Raw genomic sequence first — 17900 nt, 5'->3', positions numbered from 1 at the left:
CTCACACCCCCAACGTTTGGTAGGCGCCGACGACGACGCCGGCGAGCGAGTCGAGGTCGGTCGGCTGATGGAACTCGGCGTGGTCGATCCGCACGATCGTCGTTTCGCCGCTGCCGCCGCCCTGCAACGCGACGCCGCCGTCCAATGCGTCTGACAGTGCGCGGAACAGGGTGGAGCGGATCATGGACTGCGGCGCGGCGATCTCCGGGTCAGTGCTGGCGCCCGAGTACTCGCCGATCCAGCCGAGCGTCGGCCGGGTGAAGACGCCGCCGGTCGCGAACCCCGGGATCCGTGCCGTGATGGTGCCGGCCGACGGGATCGCAGACATGATCGCGTTGCGGATCCGGTAGCTGCTGCCGTTGATGCCGTTGACGATCGCGGCAACGATCGACGAACCGAGCGACACGAGTCCACCCAGGTTGCCCCCAGCCGCGGATGCGAGGCTGCCGGGCAGGCCGGCAAACCACGACCGGACCCCGCCGATGGTGGCCTGAGCGCCCGAGAGCAGACCGGCCATCGCTCGTGCGCCAATCGCAACGAACGTCGGGGCGATGTCTCCGACCGCTGCGGCCAACGTGGTGTCGAGAGCCCGCATCGTCGCCATGATCGGGATCGACCCGATCGTGATGCCGACGCCGAGACCGCGCATGAGGCCGGTGCCAGCCGCGACGAGCGTGTTGGTCAGCGGCCCGACCCAGGCGATGATGCTGATGGCGAGGATCAACATGCCGGCGCGGACGGCGACGAGCGCCTGTGTGATGCCGGCTTGGAAGCCCTCGATGAGAACGGCGCCAGGCCCGACGAGCGCGTCGGGAGTCTCGGACACGTCGCTACGTAACGCATTCGGCAGAGCCCGGGCGACCGGCGACACCTTGCGGTTGAACTCGGTCTCGAGGTGATTTCCGGTCGCTTCGGCGAACGTCGTCATCGCCTCGACCATCGGCGTGCGGCCAGCCTTGGTCAGCTGCGACGAGAAGCCGTGCGGGATCGAGTCTGCGGACGCGGCGCCGATCGACATGAAGATGTCCTCGATCCCCGGCACCTGCGACGGGTCGATGTTCATCGCGTCGGCGATCTTGTCGATCAGTGCCGCGGTGACGTCGGTCATCTCGGCGTTGGTGATGCCACCCTCCATCGCTGTGTTGAACATGGTGGAGATCTCGCTGGCGGCGTCGTCGCCGATGATCGGCAGCAACGGGGCCAACGCGTTGTTGAAGTCGTCACGCAACCCGCTGATTTGCACCTGGTCGGTGAAGTCGACGTTGAGCGGGATCGCCGAGATGGCGCTCTCCCAGCCAGACATGAACTCGGTGGCGATGCCCGGCCAGTCCATCTTGGCGATCTCCGCGCGCGCAGTGTTCTCGATGTCGTCGGCTCCGAAGAAGTCGGCGACGGGGCCGAGCCACGAGTCGGACGCGGCCCCAGCGAATCCGGCGGCGATCTCCAGCAAGATCCGCTTGCCGATGTTGGCCAGGTCGGTTACCGACTCGACGACCCAATCCCACAGTCGGCCGGGCAACCCGGTGAAGAACGATTTGACCGGTTCGAGGTTGTCGTCCTCGATGAGTGCTTCGCCGATCCCGGTCATGATCCCGAGCGCGAGTTCGCCGAGAGCGGTGACGACCGCGATCGGCAGTTCGACGCCGAGTGCGAGCAGGGCGTTGCCGATTCCCTCGAGGACGTTGAGGGCGATGCCGCTCCAATCGGGGCCGCCGCCCCCGCCGCCGCCGCCTCCGCCCCCTCCGCCGGAGAAGGCATCGGCGATCCAGCCGATGAGCTTGCCGGGCAGCTGGCCGACCCAGTCGCCGATGTTCGACCCGACGTCATCCCAGTTGACGGCGCTGATCCAGTCGGACAGCTTCGTGACGATGTCACCGAACCACGACGCGACGCTGCCGAGGCCCTGGAACGCGGTGGCGACGGCGAGACCGAGGGCGTTGAGGAACGCCCCTCCGATCGACGCCCAGTCGACGCCGCTGATCCAAGCGGTGAACTTGGCGGCCAGGTCAGCGAACCACGGCGCCACCGACACGAGAGCCGACCACGCGGCTCCGGCTGCGGCACCGAGACCGTCCACGATCGCTGATCCGACCGCCGACCAGTCGACACCGTCGAGCCATGCTGTGAACTTGCCGATCAGGTCGCCGAACCAGCCGGCGACGGAGCCGAGGGCCGACCAGGCGAGCGACGCGGCGTTGCCGAGGAAGCCGACGATCGACGAGCCGATCGACGCCCAGTCGATGGTGCCGAGCCATTGGGTGAACTTGCCGACCAGGTCACCGAACCACGACGCCACCGAGCCGAGCGCGTCGAAGCCGGTGCTCACCGCGGTCGCCAGCAGGTCGAGCATCGTGGACCCGACCGCTGCCCAGTCGACGCTCTCGAACCACTCGACGAACCGGCCGGCGACGTCCCCGAGCACATCGCCGAGCGACTGCAGCCCGTCCCATGCCAGCTGTAGCGCGGAGATCAGGGCGTCGATGGTGAGCTCGCCGATGCGGCCCCAGTCGACGTTCGTGATGCCTTCCCACAGCGATGAGAACGCGTCGCGCAGCGCCTCGAGTGCGCCGGAGAAGTCGCCGGAGAACAGCGCCCGGAAGGCGTCGACGACACTCGAGATCGCCGATCGGACGCCGTCGAGGATGGGGGAGAGCTCCTGCACGATCGGCAGCAGCCGGTTCTGCCAGACCGCGACGACCCGGTTCGTGATGACGTCCCACAGGTCCTGCATCCCCTGCCACAGCGAGTCGACGGCGTTGCGGACCGGTTCGAAGCGGCGATACGCGGCGTACAGCGCGGCGCCAAGCCCGACGAGAGCGATCACGATCAACCCGATCGGGTTCGCCGCCATCACGAGGTTCAACGCGGCCTGCGCCGCGGCTGCGATCCGGGTGGCGATCGACCAGGCGATGAACGCGTTGACGAGCAGCGGCAGCGCCGGTTCCAGGAACTCGATGACCTTGGCGAAGGCGCGGAACGCGATGGCGAGGCTGCCGGCCATGATGCGAACGACAGGCCGCAACGCGTCGCCCAGTTCGCTGAATGCTTCGACGATGATGACGAGCGACGGGCCGATCTCTTCGAACAGGTCGGCCAGCGTCCCGGAGAACAGGGTGGCGAGCTCGCCGAAGATCGCCAGCAGTGGTTCGATCGCCGGCGTCAACGCAATGATGACGCGTCCGAGATCGTCGAATACGACGGCGAGGGTGTCGAGGAGACCGGGCAGCGCGGGACCGATGGCGTCGAAGAGGCCGGCGGCGAGCTCGCCGAACGAGTTGAATGCCCCCTCAAGCGACGAGAGCAGTTCGTCGCCGGCGAGGGTCTCCTTCAACCCCTCGACGAGCGGCGTCAGCCCCTCAGCCAGCGCGATCGCGGCGGTGTCCTTGAACGTCGACAGGACGCCGATCAGCGTCTTGGACTGGGCTTCCATCGCTCCCGCAGCCCCCGGGAACTGCTCCATCCGTTCAAGGAGGATCTCGGCGGCCTGGGCGCCAGGCAGCAGACCCTTGCTGGCGAGCTCGCGGGCTTCACCGGCGGTCATGTTCATGCCGGCACCGAGCTCGGCCCACACGTTGAAGCCGGGCAGCGCCGTCTGCAACATCTCGAAGTCGCCGATCTGCGCGTTGGTCGCCGACCCGAGCCGGCCCAACGTCAACGTGACCGCGTCCATCTCCGCCTGGCTGCCGCCAAGCACCGATGTCATGTCTCCGATCACCGTGACGTAGTCGAGGACGTTCCCCTCGGTGACGCCGAACGCCGTGCCGGTCGCCAACAGCTGACGGGTCATGTTCGACAGGCCGGGCAGTTCCAGCGGCGTGCGAGCCGCGTATTCGGTGATCCGCTCCATCATCGCTTCGGCGGCCTCACCCGAACCGAGCAGACCCTCGAAGCCGACCTGGGTTTGCTCGAGAGCGCCGGCGGTCTCGAGACCCCATCTCGTCAGTCCGACGCCGCCCGCGGCCAGCCCGAGCGCGGCGATGCCCGCGGTGATCCGGCCGAACACGCCGACGCCCTTCGCGTCGATCCGGTCCAACGAGTTGTTCGACTGCCGCGCGGCCTCGTCGAACGCTCGCTCGACCGCTTCACCTGCGCGGTCTGCTTGGCCGCCGAGTTCGGAGAAAACGTCAGCGCCGCCGATGCTGTCGAGATGAAGGTCGGACTGGGAGGCCGCCTCTCGGAATGCGGACGTGACGGATTCGCCGGCGCGGTCGGCTGCTGCTCCAGCACTGGCAAATGCTCCGTCGAACGTCCGCTCGAACGCAGACGCCGCGGCGCGGGCCGCGGAAGCCATTGCCTCGCGGATCTCGTCGCGGACCTCGCTGTCGAATCGCCCGAGGTCCGGGTGGATCTCGACGAACGCTTTGGCGAGGCTCACCGGTTCTCTCCCAGCCAGCGTTGTACGTCGAGGGCCTGCCGGTGAGCTTCCGCCTCGCCTCGCCACCACGACGGGGGCTCCAGCTTGGCGTCGACTTCCCCGGTGTCGGGGTTGGTGAACTCGACGGTGCGCGGCTCGTCGGGAACGTCCAGTTCCATGTCGAGCTTCACGCGGTCCTTCTTGTCCATGTGTCGCACCAGCAGGTGGTAGATGAGGTTGATGAGCCGCCGAAGCGGCATCGTCAGCGGGTCGGCGCCGGCAAGGAGGGCGATGGCGTCGAGTTCGGACCAGTTCCTGCGACCGAACTCGGCGAGTCGGCGGCAGGCGTGGTAGGGCGGCCGGCGTACTCGGTGATGAGCCACTCGAGCGCCTCGTTGGCCTCGGGCAGCGTGATGTTCTTCGTCGGGTCCTTCGACCGGAAGTTGGCTTCGAACCGGTCGCGGGACTCGGGCAGCAGGACGGTGTCGAAAAACTCGCCGAACTTGGCGGCCTGCTCGTCGGGCTTGAGCTTCTGGACGATGGACAGGTCGAGCAGCACGCCGCCTGGCGGGTCCGGTGTGGCCTCGTACACCTCCCCGGAGCCGGGCGGCAGTTCGAACAGGACACGGTGGCCCTGGGCGGACTTGCGTTGCGACGTGAACGTCTTGATCGACGGGTCGAGCTCGTCAGTCATGGTCGGTACCCCTTGTCAGTCGTCCCGTCGGGGTTGGGGCGCTCAGGCTGTGCGGGACGGGTCACAGGCCGAGCGGATCAGTGAGGAACCGGTTCGGGCGTTGGCCCTTGATGCGCCGGGTGAAGACGCGGCGGCCGTCGGAGCCGGTGAAGGCGAACACTCGGCCGGGCGGGGCGACGATGTCGCGGCCACGGGGCCCGTAGCGTCCGGTGCCTTCGTGCACGAAGATGGCGTGCTTCGCCGTGGCTTCGATGATGCCGGTCGGCCCGGATGCGGTTCGGGTGAAGTAGGTGCGCAGGGAGCGGCGCAGTGCGCCGGTGCGGACGGGAATGCGGCGGCGGATGGTCCGCGCGGCTTCCTCGACGGGCCCCGTGATCGCGACTTGGATCGTGGGGTCGTCGAGGCCGTACCAGTTGATGCGGACGACGTTCGCCATCGGCTACTCGCCGTCGGGCTCGTCATCGTTGTCGTCGAGGCCGTCGTCGTCGAGGCCGTCGTCGTAGTCCTCGGCGTCGGGATCGGGGTCGGGGTCGGGGTCGTCGAGCGGGGGAGCGACGGCGGCGAGCGGGGCGATCTCGATCGGATCTCCGATGTCTTGGTCGGGGATCGGCACGTACTTGCCGTTGCGGATCCGGTTGAGGGTCTCGCGGTTCTCGACGACCTCGACCGTTTCGCCGGCGCGGTAGCCGCCGACAGCGGCCGTGACATGGACAACGATGCGCGACATAGCACGCATCATAATGTGTGGTGCCTATTCAGCAGCCGATGCCATCACGTCCGGGGGAGAGTTGGACGATGACGGTCAAAGCGCCGCCAACGCAGCCTCCTTCGGGGCCGAGCGGCACCCACGGCGTCATCGTCGACAGGGTGCCGGTGTCGCGCCACTGGGCGAGCAGCGCGACGACGTGACGGACGATGCGCCATCCGTCGTCGTGCAGCTTTGTCGCGGCACCTTCGAGGTCGACGGTCGACGGCAGTTTGCCGGCGCCGGGCGTGTCGGTCGCCGCCGCGCGTGCCGAGCTGGCGGCTTGCTGCGGGTTCGGCAGGCAGCGCAGCGACACGAGTTCCAACTCGGCGGCGACGCCGGCGGGACAGTGGACGACCTGCACGTTGGCGTCGATCGGGTTCGGGAACGACGCGTACGGGAAGATCCGCACGATCCGGACCCACATCGCCCCCTGGCAGCACTGGTCCCAGGCATGATCGCCCGGCGCGATCAGCGTGTAGCCAGGCGCGCCGCCGATCGAACCGGCGAGCGCCTCGATGCCGGTCTCGAGCAACTCGTTGGCGCGGGCGGTGACCGGGTCGGTCATGTGCCGATCCGGTTGCTGGCGCGCCGCGGGTCGTCGGCTCGCCAGATGCCCGGGGCCCGCTTGAGCCGGTTCGGGTTCGCCACGGCGATGAACTGGTCGACGGCGTTCACGCCCAGCACGCCCTTGTCCAACAGGGCCGTCGGGTCGTTGAGGACGAACTGCAAGCCCTGGCGGGTCACCTGCGTGACCCGCTGCGGAAGGTCACAGTCCAGGCCCAGGTCGTCCTTGAGCAGTTCGGCGGCGAGCTTCTGCACGGCGCGGATCCCGGACTGGGGTGGGGTGCGTCCCCACCGGTACGACACATGCCAGGCACCCGGAGCGTTCTCGGCGACGTCGAGGTTCTGAGTGTTCGGCCACGGCTGCCGGTCGGCGCGTACCAGCCAACGCCAGTTCTCAACCCAGTACGACTCGGGGTCGACGACGGCACCGTCGATCGTCACGTTGGTGACTTCGATGACGGAGCGGTGCCACAGCTTGAGCCGCCACGGCCTGCCGGGCGCGCACGTCATCGGCCAGAACGGGTCCGGCAGCGGCCAGCCGCCCGACCGCGACCACGACCTGCCCGACGTGAGGTCGTACGAGAGCGACGGAGCGCGGGCCGGGCGGACGTTAGATGCCGTGCACACCCCGTATCGGCGGCCCGACAGGGCCCACACGATCTCGGTCGCGGCCATCAACGCCTGGTCGACTTGCGTTTCGGATTGGCCGAGGTTGCCGACGTTGAAGTCGTCGGCCCACGGCTCGCACGGGCGGCGTGCCGGCGCGGTCATTGGGTCACCCCGTCGTCATCGTCACGGCGCGGCGCCGGACTCCCACGAGTCGCCGTCCCAGTACGCCTGGGACGAGTCACCGAGCACCACATGCTGGCCGGTGGTCCATGCCGTCGACGGTGACGCCGTGACGTTGGCGCCTTGCAGGTCTGCGAGGTTGGCGGGCGCGTCGGCACCTGACGGCGTGAACGTGCCCGGCGTGCCGGCCGTGGCGCCGGTCGCGGTCCCGACGTAGGCGGTCCACTCGACCAGCTGCGGGACGTAGCCGCAGGTGATCGTCGGCGGAGCGATCTCGGTCACCCGGTGGTAGACGTGCTCGTCGGCCAGGACCGGATCGAGCAGCCGGCCGGCCGTCAGCAGTTCATCCTGGGCAACGACGTTGTAGGGGCCGATTCCCCAGTTCGGGTTCACGATCGTGTTGCCCGTGAACTGGAACGTGGCCACGTCGTCCTGGATCGTCGGCGTCGATACGCGGCCGTTGGTGAGCAGCGGCAGCAGCCAGTAGATCCACTCGCCCTTCGACAGATCGCCGGACACCTTCGACCACACCTCGAGCGCGAAGTTCACCGACGGCAACGAGCCCTTCGTGAACCCGACCGTGTCACCGGCGTAGTTCTCCAACGTGCGGACACCGGTCATGAGCTCGAAGAGCTCAGGGTCGACCTTGCAGAAGTCGATCGTCGCGGCGACCCACTTGAGGGTGTCACGAGCCTTCTCGGCGACACAGGGTGTGCCGTCGGCCGCCTTGGCCGAGTACTCGGTGCCGGTTTCGATGTTGTCCTCGAAGGCGATCTGGACGAACCCCTTTGACACAGCGGACCCGGTCGGGCCGGGGATCCACTGACCAGCGGTGTTCGTTCGGGTCGCCCGCATCGCGAGGCCCTGGATGCTTGAGTAGCAGGCGGCAGTCATGGCAGGTTCTCCTGGTCAGGTGGCGGGGTAGAGGGAGACGAGGACGGCGAACGGTCCGCAGCAGGGGTCGAAGTTGGCGGCGGCGTGCCGCCAGGCCCGGTACGAGACGGTGTTCGTCTTGCGGTCGAACGCCTCTTTGAACTCGTCGGGCGTGATCTCGGGGAGCGACAACCGGGTCTGCACCTGGCCGGTCGCGTACACCCATGCGGTGCCGGCAGCGGGCGTGGCGGCCGGCGTGACGACATCACCTTCGGTGGTGGCGACGTCGATCGCAGGGGCGGTGCCGGTCAGCTGGGACGCGTCGGCGCTGGCCGGCTGGACGGGGCCGACGGTCGGGTAGCTGACGACGATCGGCGCGGTTTCGAGCGGGCCGCCGGTGACGGTGATCGAGTCGATGTCGAACGTCGGGTCCGTCTGCTCGACTGCGACCTGCACGCTCAGCAGCACGTCGAGCGCGTTGGCGTCCCACACGATCGGCGCTGTCGTCGCGCCGAGCACCGTCAGCGTGTAGGTGCCGCCGGTGATGCCGCCGGTGCCGGTGAACGTGTGCTCGGTCGGCGTCGACTCCGAGTCGGGCCCGGTGCCGGGGTAGCCGGCGCCGGCGACGAGGATGTTGCCGCGGGCGAGCGTGACGAGTTGGTCGCCGTCGACGACGAACGCGCTGCTGTCGTAGGTCCACAGCGACGCGACCTCGACCGGCGCGTGGATCATGCCGCGGCCACCGACACCGCAGTCGGCCAACGCCTGCTCCAGCAGTGCCAGGCCCTGCCGCAACGGCACTGCGGTGCCGGGCGTCGGGTTGACGACCGTGGCGTCGGGGCTGGCGAGGTACTGGTTGCCGACGACGCCGGAGTCGGCGTGACGCGACCCGACACCGGTCCAGAAGTCGGCCTCGAGGGCCTTGGTGGTGCCGGCCTCCAGGATCCGCAGAGGGATCGTCGGGTACGAGCCCAGCCGGGCGTGCAACGTGCCGCGGATGACCGCGACCTCGAGCATCGACGGCAGGACCGTGACGCAGTTCTCGAACTCGGCCGGGTCGGGGTAGTCGACGTCGCCGCCGCAGTCGTTCGGAAGAACGTTGACAATCGCGCAGGTCTCGGGATCCCACGTGAACCCGCCGACCCAACCGTCGTTGTCCTCAATTGCAGGGGTCGCGGACGCGACCAGGCCACGGAGCGACGGCGTAACGGCCGGTCCGTTGACGATCTTCGGCGGGGAGATGGGCGACAAGTCGGCCTCCAGGAGTCGATCCCGGGGTCCGCGCCTCGTGGGCGCGGCGCGGACCCCGGACCAGCTGGGTTACGCAGCGAGGGCGGTCACGTAGTTCGGGGCGGCGCCGTTCACGTTGATCGTCGAGGTCAGCTGGACCGACTCGAAGCCGAGCTTCGCCATGCCGATCCACTCCTCCATGAACAGCTGAAGGTCGTTCGTGCGGTTCAGCACGCTGTCGCGCACCAGGCCGACGTCGAGCGTGCCGCCGTCGAGACGGACGAACGTCCCGGGGGCGTACACGTAGCTGACGATCGACGTCGGGAACACCGCCAGGGCACCGGCACCCTGGGCGCCGGCGAACTTCTGGTTCGGGGTCGTCCCGGTCGGGTTGTCGTTGTACCAGATGGCGACGATGCCGAGGCTGCGAAGCACCGACTCGACCTCGGCGTCCGACACGGTCCCGGGCCATCCCCGATCGTTCGACAGAGCGATGTCGAGCTTGATGATGTCGATCGCGATGTCGGGGGCCAGCACGTTGATGACCGCGTTGCGCCGCATCCCGTGCCGCTTGCGGTAGGCGACGGTGGCGTGCGTCCAGTCACGCAGCAGGCTGCGGCTGGCGCCATACGCACCGGCCGACGTCGCGGCCGTCGACTTGCCCTTGATGTAGTCGAGGTAGAACACCTCCTTGGTGGAGGCGAACTGCACGGCGACGTCCTCGAGGAACGCGGCGACCTGCTCGGGGAACACCTTGTATCGGAGGTTGTCGAACGTGACGCACTGCGACACGGCCGACACCTCTTCCTCGGCGATGTCGGCGCAGTCGACCGAGATGCACGCCTTCGGGCCGAGACCGTCGGGGTTCGTCGTCTCGTCGTACGGCTCGTAGTCGCGGTCCTGGGCCGAGATGTCGATCGCGCCGGCCGCGGCGGCGACGCTCATCGGCACGATGTAGCGGATGCCGCCACGGGGGGCCTGGACGACCGGGGTGCCGGCCTCGACCGGGTTCTGCGGCTCGGCGAGCCGGAAGAACTCGTAGCTCGGCGAGTACGGAGCACAGCCAGCACCGGAGGCGACGAGCGCCTCCGCACCGACCTGCAGGTCGCGCAGCACCTGGAAGTTCTGCTCGAGGTCGCCGCCGACGGCGTGCTCGATCTCCTTCATGCCCGACGCGATCGGCACGAAGTCGCGCTTCACGCCGGCAGGCACGACCGAGAAGCTGTGCCGCTTCTTGGTGATCGCCGTGGCCAGGTCGAGCACGTTGTCGAACGGGTTGCCCTCACGACCACCGAGCGCGTGCGCCGTGGCCGTCATGAAGTCGGCCCGTGCGGGGCGAGCCGTGGTGGAACGGGAACGCTTGGCGCTCATGGCGGCCAACCCCTTCTCCGGCGCAACGGCCGGTGCGGGAGCCGGCGTGGGTGCCGGCTCGGTGGTGGCGGCCGAAACCGCCGGGACCTGTGCGGCCGGCTCGACGGCGGCCGGAGCGGTGTCGTCGATCGACGACGCGTCGTCGGGGACGACGACGTCGGGCTCCGGGTCGGGCTCGGTCTCGGCGACCGGGGTCTCGGGCTCGGGGTCGGCGTCGGGGGCGGTCTCGGCGGCCGGAACGTCATCGACCTCGGCCTCCGGCTCGGGGTCGGCGAATCGTGCGGCGGCGGAGTCGCGGCGCTCCTGGCGGGCGGCGGCTGCCGCGGCCCGCTCCTTGGTAAGCGCCGTGATGGCGTCGCGGGCGTCGGCGAGCCGTTCGAGCTCGTCGTTCACCTCGTCGGTGATCTCGTCCTGCGACAGCAGTTCCTCGGCAGCGGCGGCGATGCTCGTGGTGAGCGTCTCGAGCGCGTCGTCGCCGAGCTCCGACAGGTTCTCGGGGATCTGGATCGGGTTCATAGCGGGCGTAGCTCCTTGCGCTGCCAAGGGCCCCGGCGTCCGGGGTCACGACTGAGTGGCTGTCGCAGGCCGACTACGTCGCCCACTGTCCCGATCTACGAGCGGTCCACGCATGATAATACTGAAGACGCATACCATGTGTGTGGATACCACGCCCGTCGATCGGAGGCCCGCCGTGCACGTCCCAACCAACCGAGGCATCTACACCCTGGTGACCGCCGCCGTGTCGGCTGCCACCGACATTCGGATGGGCGTCATCACCGACGGCCAGGCGTTCCCCGACCCCGCGGCGATCGTCGACATGAACTTCGTGTCCGACCTGCTCGCCGTCGCCACCGAGGCCCAAGCCGCCGGCTACAGCCGTGTCGACCTGGCCAACGTCACGGTCGCTGAGGACGACACGTCGAACGCCGTCGCGATCACCGCCGATGCTGCGTCCTGGGCGACCGTCGCCGAAGGCGAGTCGTGGGCAGGCGCGTTCTTCTACCTGCAGAACGCAGACGACTCGGCCGCCGTGCTGCTGTCGGTGCATCGGCGTGACGTCGCGGGCACGCCGACGCCGTTGCCGACCAACGGCGGGTCGATCACCGCCCCCGGGTTCACGTACTCGTTCCAGCGCCCGGCCTGAGCGCCGGCATCCCGGCCCCTCACCGCGACGTCTCCTGACCAATGGCGACCGTAGAGCCGATCGGCACCCCGTCGAACTGGTCGGGCACCGAAGTCGGCATGACGCCGAACGCCGCACGGCTCGACGACACGCACTGGGTCGTCGCCTACCAGGTCGTCGGGTCCGATGGCTTCGCCGTCATCCACCACATCGACGCCGCGGGGACGATCACCCAGGTCGGCACCCCGTTCGAGTTCGACCCGATCGGCGCAGCGGAGTCCCGGCCCTACGTCGCCGTCGGTGCAACGCCCTATCAGCCGGTGGTCTTTTACCGGTCGGTAGACAATGACGGGTTCGCCCAGGTGTTGACCGTCAACGACTCGACATGGGACATCACGTCGACCGGCCCGGCGTTGGAGTACGACCCGGCCTTCACGAGCTCCCAGGACGTCGAGGTCGTGACCGGCGACATCTTCCTCGTCGTGTACCGCGGCGACGCCAACGACGGCTGGGCATCCACGATCCAGGTGACGGCCGGCGTGCCGTCGACGCTCCACTCGTTCGAGTTCGACACGACCAACGGCATGGGCCCGGCCGTCTCGAAGATCAACGACGACGACACGAAGTACCTCGTCACCTACGACGGCGCCAACAACGACGGGTTCGCCAAGGTGCTCAACGTCGACGCGTCCACCTACCAGATCAGCGAACTGTCGGTCCTCGAGTTCGACACCACCGAGGGCCGCCAGAACTCGCTGCAACGCCTCGACGCCAACCACTTCCTCGCCGTGTGGACGAATGCCACCACAGGCGCGACGTTCGGTCAGGTGCTCGAGGTCGACCTGGCGACCTGGGCGATCACCGCTATCGGCACGCCGACGAGTCTGCCTGCCTCGGCGTTCACGCTGTCGGCCGAACGGCCGCAGACCATGACGTTGATGTCCGAGGTCGCCGGCGTCTACAGCGTGGTGCGGGCCCGCCGCGACGCCGCCTCGGACATCTTCGTCGACGTCATCACCGTCGACTCGACGACATGGGCGGTGACGACAGACCCCGGCAGTCAGGTCGCCGTGTTCACCGGAGGCGTCGACCCCTATATCAAGAAGATCAGCGACACCCGGTTCGTGGTGTGGTGGCAGTCCGAGCCAGGCGATCTCGGCTACGCCCAAACGTTCGACTTCGTGCCCGACCCGCCGCCGCTCGCAGCGTTCTCCGACGACTTCGCCGGCGACGGTCCCCTCGCGCCCCACTGGATCCTGGTCAACGGCTCCGGCGTTACCCGTGTCAACAGCCAAGCGGTCACGACGACCGGCAACGGACGCGATCAACTCGTGTGGGCAGGCGACTGCGTCACCCTGAACCAGTACTCGCAGGTCGACATGGACTGCGACAACGGTGAGACCACGTCGTGCACACTGCGATCCAACGGCGTGTTCGAGTTCCCCTGGCTCGACGGCTACATGCTGTACTACTGGCCCGCCTACACCACTCTCTGGCTTCGCAAGAACACCGGAGGCGGGGCGGGTTCCGATCTGACATCGGCGGTGATCGGCGACCTGACCGGCATCCACCGGTTCCGCCTGGAGGCGAGAGACCTCGACGGCACGGCGACCGAGCTTCGGGCCTACGTCGACGACCTCGACACACCGGTCATCACGTACACCGATCCGTCCGAGCCGCTCACCGGCACCAAGGTCGGGTTCGGCTGGGGCTTCTTCTCCGATTCGGCGATGCGCGGTATCGCCGACAACTTCGAGGCCGGCGACCTGCCACCGGAGCCTGACCCGCCAGCACAGGTCACCGGCCTGGTGGCGACGCCGGGCGACGCCGAAGTCGAGCTCGCCTGGACGACGCCGGCCGACGGCGGATCGCCGATCACCGACTACGTCGTCGAACGGGCACCCGATGTCGCCGGAGCGCCCGGTGCGTGGTCGACGCTCGCCGACGGCACGAGCACCGCGACGACCTACCTCGACACCGACGTGGTCAACGGTTCGACGTACTGGTACCGGGTGTCGGCGATCAACGAGGTCGGAACCGGCCCGGCGTCGACGGCAGTCAGCGCGACGCCCGGGGCGCCGCCGGCGCCGGCGTACGACTCGTTCCTCACCGTCGATGACGTCGGCCCGATCCACGTCAGTGCCGGCGGCGACGGCCAGCACATTCAGTGGTGGAACGCCACCCACCGGCGCGGCTTCGCGTTCACGCCGACCGTCGACGTGCACCTGCACGGCGTGCGCACCTGGCACGTGGGCCCGGCAGCGCCGGCCGAGACGATCACCGAGACGATCTACGTCGGCCCGATCGATGGCGGAGCAGCCGCCGTGGCCACTCTCGCTGGCTACTCCGGACCGTTCCCGTCGCCAGGCTGGTCCACCTACCTATTCGACGAGCCCGTCGCCCTGACGGCCGGGGTTCCTCGGTGCATCTGGATCTCGGCTGAGGCATCAGCGAACTTCGACCTCGCCCGATGGGCCGCCTACTTCGTTGACCAGCAGCCGTCGAGGCTCGGTCTGCTGGAGGCGACGCAGCCGACCTCGCACTACAACGGCGACACTGCCGGATCAACGGTCCCGTTCGCCACAACGGACGCCTGGTACTGGATCGACCCGCTCGTCACCGCAGCAGCGCCAGCCGGCGTCACGATGACGGGTGTCTCCGGAACGTTCGCACCGTGGATCGGACTCGTAGCGGGGTCGACCGCCACGGTCGAGTGGCGCGACTCCAGCGACGCCCTACTCGCCACCGGTATCACACCGTCGATCACCGCTCCCGTCGACGGCGTGGTCGTCATGCGGGTGCTCGACGGCGGCGCACAGGCCATCGGCGACGTCGAGTTCATCAACCTCGGCTACGACAACACGCAGGACTCCGGCCGCGACAACCTGCCCGCGACATTCAACTGGGCGCCGCAGTCGCTCACCGGCATCACCGGCCTCACCCATTGCACAGGCCTCAAGCACTTCTTCGCCGCCCAATCCGGGCTGACCGGCCACCTCGACGTCAGCGGCCTCGCAGCGTTGACGCACGTCGAGTGCTACCAGGCCGAGGTCACGTCGATCGACTTCACCGGCTGCGACAGCATGATCCGGCTGTGCATGGAGCAGAACGACCTGTCCGGCACCATCGACCTGACACCGCTCGCCGGCACGCTGCAGGACCTTCGGTGCGCCAACCAGCAGTCGGGCGCCGCGACGATCGGCTTCGTCAGCGACACACCGATGCTGGCGCTGTGGCACTACTGCGTCCGGGTGCAGAACGTCACCCAGCACCTGCCCATGTCGCAGCTGCCGGTCGTCGAGCAGTGGTGGGTGTGGGACACCGGCATCACGACCTACGACGCCCCGATCTCGCCGCTGCTGCGTTCGGTCCTCGCGCACTCCAACCCAATCGACAGCGCCACGGCGAGCCTGTACCTCGAGACGCTGAACACGCTCGGCGCGTCGAACGGCAACCTTCGCATGGACGACGCTGCCGCGCCGGCGGCCGCGACCGACGACGACCGTGCGGCGTTGATCGCCCGCGGCTGGTCGGTCACCATGCCGGCGAGCGTGCCGGACCCCGAGCCGCAAACCTGGGACATCGACCCGGCCGTGATCGAGGTGACGGCCGTCGACGACGCGTGGACCACGGCGGTGACATGGACCGGCGATGCGGCCGGGGTCGCGGTGGCCGTAGCCGACGGCGCCTGGGTGACGCTCGCTGCGTTCACGACCGAACCGATCATCGTGACCGTCACCGTCGACGACGGCGTCTGGACAGCGGGGCCGACGACGTGGTCGGGCGACCCGGCTGCGGTCGTCGTCACTGCTGACGACGGTGCCTGGGTGTCCGGTGAAGCGGCCTGGACCGCCGAGCCGGTCACTGTCGTCGTTGCGGCCGAGGACGGCGTCTGGACGGCCGGCGCAACGACCTGGCACGTCGATGCGGCCGCCGTCACCGTCACAGTCGACGATGGGCCGTGGGCCACGGGAGCGGAGCCGCAGACCTGGATCATCGACCCGGTGCTCGTCGAGGCCGCACCGGACGACGGCGTCTGGACCCCAGGGGCAGCGACCTGGGGCGGCGAGCCGACCGTCGTGGTCGTCACCGTCCGCGACGCGGCGTGGGTGTTCGGCAGCGAGCCGACGATCTGCGGTCCGCTGATGATCCAGACGCTCGACCCCGACTACGTGATCGCCACACTCGAAGGAGGCTGCCAATGCCAGTGAACGGGACATGGACGCGGACCGCTGGCGACATCGGAGCGTCGATCGACGCCCGACTCGACGGGATCACCGCGCTCGAGTCGGTCGTGTCCGTGACCGGCGAAGTCCGCCGGGGCCGCCTCGACCCACGGGTCGAGCTCGCCGGCGAGCTCGTCGACGCAGACGCGCGCACGGTGCGGATCGAGCTCGGCTCGTGGCTCGTCGACGCCGACCAGGGGACCTACGACGTCAGGATCGTCGTCGCGTTCGGGTCCGGTGCACGCTGGACATGGCCGTCGAAAGGCCGAGCCCAGCTGGTCGTGCAGTCGGACTGGCCGGCCGCCGACCCGGACTGAGCTATCGGCGGCCGCTGACGGCGATCAACGCGTTCGTGCAGCCGTCGGCCGCCCGTGACACGCCGACGTTGAACCCGACCTCGGCGCCTGCCGCGAGACCGTCGTGCCCGGCGAACGCGTGCGAGATGCTGGTGATCGCCCCAGCGTCGTCGAAGCACGCGGCCAGCACGGTGAGCGCGCTGGTCACGTCGTGGTCGGACGTGTTGCGCGCGATGCCGACGTACATCGGTCCGGCGATGTCGTCAGTGAGCTCGGCTTCGACGACGTCGACCTGGATCTCGTCGCCGGGGTCGTCGTTGCTGGACCATTGCAGGTCGTGGGTCTCGGTCCCGTCGAGCGACGCTGGGTAGGCGACGTCCCCGAACGCGTATCCGCCGGGCGGGACGACGACCGGTGCCACCTCGAGCGTGCGGCCGGCGGCGACGAGGGTGCCGTCGGAGGCGCGCGCCGTCGATTCGGCGCGGAGGCCGTACAAGGGCTCGTCGGTGTTGTTGCGCACCACGAACGGCACGGCGATGTCTTCGAACGGGGCGCCGAGCAGCACGACCTCGACGTCGCCGGTCCCGGTGCCTTCGGGGATCTCGACATCGCCGATCACGGACACTCCGGGCGGCGGCGGCTCTCCGGTCGTGTCGTCAGGGGCCGTGGTGGCGTGGACGCTGCCGGCTCCCAGGCCGGCGAGCAGGGCGATCGTGGCGCCAGCGGCGCGGGTCCGTGAACTCATCCACGGCGAGGGTAGCCAACGCTCCGACTCGCCGTGGCGGTCGGGCCGGGTTCAGGCAGCGAACGCGCGGCCGTGCCAGCGTCGACGCCGGCGGGTCGGGACGGGCCGGTAGCGACCGTGACGGACTGGCAACGGTCCGGGCTTCCAGCGCGCCGCGGCTTCGGTGCGGCGGGCGATGACCGCCCGGATCTCGGCGATCGCCTTGGCGCTGTCGGCGATCAGCCAGTCGCTCGGGGCGTTGAGCTCGACGACGGGGGCGGGGATCATCCTGCGTGCCATTCGGCCAGGACGCCCGGGAGCGTGGCGAGCGGGTGGACGTCCCAGTGCACGGGGTCGCCGGGTTCGTCGTACCAGCCGACCATGAAGTCGTCGCCGTCGTCGTCGAGCGTGACCCACGCGTACCGGACATCCTGCTCGGGCGCCCAGTGCGGTTTGCCGGCGTCGCTGTAGGCGACGCGTATGCACATCATCATTCCGCCGGTCTGTTCGAGAGCGAACGGCACGTAGCCGGCGGCTAGCAGCCGACAGACGGGCGAGAGGCCCTGGCGGTCGGCGGCTTCGGCGCAAGCGGTGAGGTAGTCGGCGCTCATCGGGTGCTCCCGTAGCGGATGTCGTTCTCGATCTCGAGCAGGGCTTCGTAGCGGCCGCGCAACCTGTGCGCCCGCGGCGTGGTGCAGTCGACCTGCTCGGCCTCAGACATCGCACGATCGGCGGCGATTCGGCGGGCCTGGACGTGGGAGAGCAGCCGATCGCCGATGATGTCGTCGAGACTCATCGAGCGTCCAGTGCTTCCACGTCGATGTCGGCGCGCGCCTCGGCCCGTGTCGTCCGCAGCGGAGCGTCGACGGCGTACGGCGGCTGTGCCCGGAAGCCAGTCGGGCCGTCGG

At 69.1% G+C, this 17900-nt stretch carries 17 protein-coding genes; 3 read left to right on the top strand and 14 right to left on the bottom strand.

Annotated elements, in window-relative coordinates; translation table 11 throughout:
* Position 1 precedes the first annotated feature (1 nt).
* The 10 genes from DN771_RS05810 to DN771_RS05765 form a co-directional block, all read right to left on the bottom strand.
* A complete protein-coding gene (locus DN771_RS05810) occupies positions 2-4375 on the bottom strand; it encodes a tape measure protein (protein ID WP_116996404.1) in 4374 nt (1457 codons plus the stop codon).
* Positions 4372-4614, bottom strand: a complete 243-nt coding sequence (locus DN771_RS05805) for a hypothetical protein (protein ID WP_116996403.1) — start codon at positions 4612-4614, stop codon at positions 4372-4374. Before DN771_RS05805 ends, DN771_RS05810 begins: the two co-directional genes overlap by 4 nt.
* Positions 4615-4616: 2 nt before the next feature.
* Positions 4617-5048, bottom strand: a complete 432-nt coding sequence (locus DN771_RS05800; RefSeq protein ID WP_116996402.1) for a hypothetical protein — start codon at positions 5046-5048, stop codon at positions 4617-4619.
* 61 nt (positions 5049-5109) lie between these two features.
* Entirely contained in the window at positions 5110-5484 is a 375-nt protein-coding gene (locus tag DN771_RS05795; protein WP_116996401.1) for an HK97 gp10 family phage protein, read from the bottom strand.
* Positions 5485-5487: 3 nt separating this feature from the next.
* Positions 5488-5775: a hypothetical protein gene (locus tag DN771_RS05790; protein ID WP_116996400.1), complete on the bottom strand. Its 288-nt coding sequence runs from the start codon at positions 5773-5775 to the stop codon at positions 5488-5490.
* A gap of 28 nt (positions 5776-5803) precedes the next feature.
* On the bottom strand, positions 5804-6361 hold the full coding sequence (locus DN771_RS05785; protein WP_116996399.1) for a hypothetical protein: 558 nt from the start codon (positions 6359-6361) through the stop codon (positions 5804-5806).
* The gene (locus DN771_RS05780) at positions 6358-7131 is read right to left on the bottom strand and encodes a hypothetical protein (RefSeq protein ID WP_116996398.1); all 774 of its coding nucleotides are present in this window, start codon (positions 7129-7131) and stop codon (positions 6358-6360) included. Before DN771_RS05780 ends, DN771_RS05785 begins: the two co-directional genes overlap by 4 nt.
* Before the next feature lie 21 nt (positions 7132-7152).
* Positions 7153-7944 carry a hypothetical protein gene (locus tag DN771_RS29995; protein WP_205528436.1) on the bottom strand — a complete coding sequence of 264 codons (792 nt, stop codon included), beginning with the start codon at positions 7942-7944 and terminating at the stop codon, positions 7153-7155.
* A 114-nt stretch (positions 7945-8058) separates the two neighbouring features.
* A complete protein-coding gene (locus tag DN771_RS05770; RefSeq protein ID WP_116996397.1) occupies positions 8059-9273 on the bottom strand; it encodes a hypothetical protein in 1215 nt (404 codons plus the stop codon).
* A 69-nt stretch (positions 9274-9342) separates the two neighbouring features.
* Positions 9343-11139: a major capsid protein gene (locus DN771_RS05765; RefSeq protein WP_116996396.1), complete on the bottom strand. Its 1797-nt coding sequence runs from the start codon at positions 11137-11139 to the stop codon at positions 9343-9345.
* Positions 11140-11314: 175 nt separating this feature from the next.
* On the opposite strand from DN771_RS05765, the gene DN771_RS05760 reads away from it, so the two are divergent.
* The 3 genes from DN771_RS05760 to DN771_RS05750 are packed head-to-tail and all read left to right on the top strand — an operon-like array spanning position 11315 to position 16289.
* On the top strand, positions 11315-11767 hold the full coding sequence (locus tag DN771_RS05760; RefSeq protein WP_116996395.1) for a hypothetical protein: 453 nt from the start codon (positions 11315-11317) through the stop codon (positions 11765-11767).
* A 41-nt stretch (positions 11768-11808) separates the two neighbouring features.
* The gene (locus tag DN771_RS05755) at positions 11809-15957 is read left to right on the top strand and encodes a fibronectin type III domain-containing protein (protein ID WP_116996394.1); all 4149 of its coding nucleotides are present in this window, start codon (positions 11809-11811) and stop codon (positions 15955-15957) included.
* Positions 15948-16289: a hypothetical protein gene (locus tag DN771_RS05750; protein ID WP_162941591.1), complete on the top strand. Its 342-nt coding sequence runs from the start codon at positions 15948-15950 to the stop codon at positions 16287-16289. The genes DN771_RS05755 and DN771_RS05750 overlap by 10 nt, the downstream gene beginning before the upstream one ends.
* 1 nt (position 16290) lies before the next feature.
* On the opposite strand, the gene DN771_RS05745 is transcribed toward DN771_RS05750, so the two are convergent.
* Genes DN771_RS05745 through DN771_RS05730 form a run of 4 tightly spaced genes read right to left on the bottom strand, consistent with a single transcriptional unit; the run spans position 16291 to position 17788 of the window.
* Positions 16291-17013: a hypothetical protein gene (locus DN771_RS05745; protein ID WP_116996392.1), complete on the bottom strand. Its 723-nt coding sequence runs from the start codon at positions 17011-17013 to the stop codon at positions 16291-16293.
* Positions 17014-17064: 51 nt separating this feature from the next.
* The gene (locus DN771_RS05740; RefSeq protein WP_116996391.1) at positions 17065-17280 is read right to left on the bottom strand and encodes a hypothetical protein; all 216 of its coding nucleotides are present in this window, start codon (positions 17278-17280) and stop codon (positions 17065-17067) included.
* Complete coding sequence (locus DN771_RS05735) at positions 17277-17603, bottom strand: hypothetical protein (RefSeq protein WP_116996390.1); 327 nt, start codon at positions 17601-17603, stop codon at positions 17277-17279. The genes DN771_RS05740 and DN771_RS05735 overlap by 4 nt, the downstream gene beginning before the upstream one ends.
* Positions 17600-17788: a hypothetical protein gene (locus tag DN771_RS05730; protein ID WP_116996389.1), complete on the bottom strand. Its 189-nt coding sequence runs from the start codon at positions 17786-17788 to the stop codon at positions 17600-17602. Before DN771_RS05730 ends, DN771_RS05735 begins: the two co-directional genes overlap by 4 nt.
* Between the last annotated feature and the right edge of the window lie 112 nt (positions 17789-17900).

This window comes from Desertimonas flava, from assembly GCF_003426815.1.
In the GTDB taxonomy this organism is placed as follows: domain Bacteria; phylum Actinomycetota; class Acidimicrobiia; order Acidimicrobiales; family Ilumatobacteraceae; genus Desertimonas; species Desertimonas flava.
This window is presented reverse-complemented; position numbering and strand designations above follow the sequence as displayed.

What these genes read in the sequence shown, in the direction of transcription:
- DN771_RS05750 (WP_162941591.1), top strand. Translation starts at nt 15,948, where the DNA reads ATGCCAGTGAACGGGACATGGACGCGGACCGCTGGCGACATCGGAGCG.
- DN771_RS05800 (WP_116996402.1), bottom strand. Translation starts at nt 5,048, where the DNA reads ATGACTGACGAGCTCGACCCGTCGATCAAGACGTTCACGTCGCAACGC.
- DN771_RS05805 (WP_116996403.1), bottom strand. Translation starts at nt 4,614, where the DNA reads ATGCCGCTTCGGCGGCTCATCAACCTCATCTACCACCTGCTGGTGCGA.
- DN771_RS05755 (WP_116996394.1), top strand. Translation starts at nt 11,809, where the DNA reads ATGGCGACCGTAGAGCCGATCGGCACCCCGTCGAACTGGTCGGGCACC.
- DN771_RS05730 (WP_116996389.1), bottom strand. Translation starts at nt 17,788, where the DNA reads ATGAGTCTCGACGACATCATCGGCGATCGGCTGCTCTCCCACGTCCAG.
- DN771_RS05745 (WP_116996392.1), bottom strand. Translation starts at nt 17,013, where the DNA reads ATGAGTTCACGGACCCGCGCCGCTGGCGCCACGATCGCCCTGCTCGCC.
- DN771_RS05795 (WP_116996401.1), bottom strand. Translation starts at nt 5,484, where the DNA reads ATGGCGAACGTCGTCCGCATCAACTGGTACGGCCTCGACGACCCCACG.
- DN771_RS05780 (WP_116996398.1), bottom strand. Translation starts at nt 7,131, where the DNA reads ATGACCGCGCCGGCACGCCGCCCGTGCGAGCCGTGGGCCGACGACTTC.
- DN771_RS05735 (WP_116996390.1), bottom strand. Translation starts at nt 17,603, where the DNA reads ATGAGCGCCGACTACCTCACCGCTTGCGCCGAAGCCGCCGACCGCCAG.
- DN771_RS05740 (WP_116996391.1), bottom strand. Translation starts at nt 17,280, where the DNA reads ATGATCCCCGCCCCCGTCGTCGAGCTCAACGCCCCGAGCGACTGGCTG.
- DN771_RS05790 (WP_116996400.1), bottom strand. Translation starts at nt 5,775, where the DNA reads ATGTCGCGCATCGTTGTCCATGTCACGGCCGCTGTCGGCGGCTACCGC.
- DN771_RS05765 (WP_116996396.1), bottom strand. Translation starts at nt 11,139, where the DNA reads ATGAACCCGATCCAGATCCCCGAGAACCTGTCGGAGCTCGGCGACGAC.
- DN771_RS05785 (WP_116996399.1), bottom strand. Translation starts at nt 6,361, where the DNA reads ATGACCGACCCGGTCACCGCCCGCGCCAACGAGTTGCTCGAGACCGGC.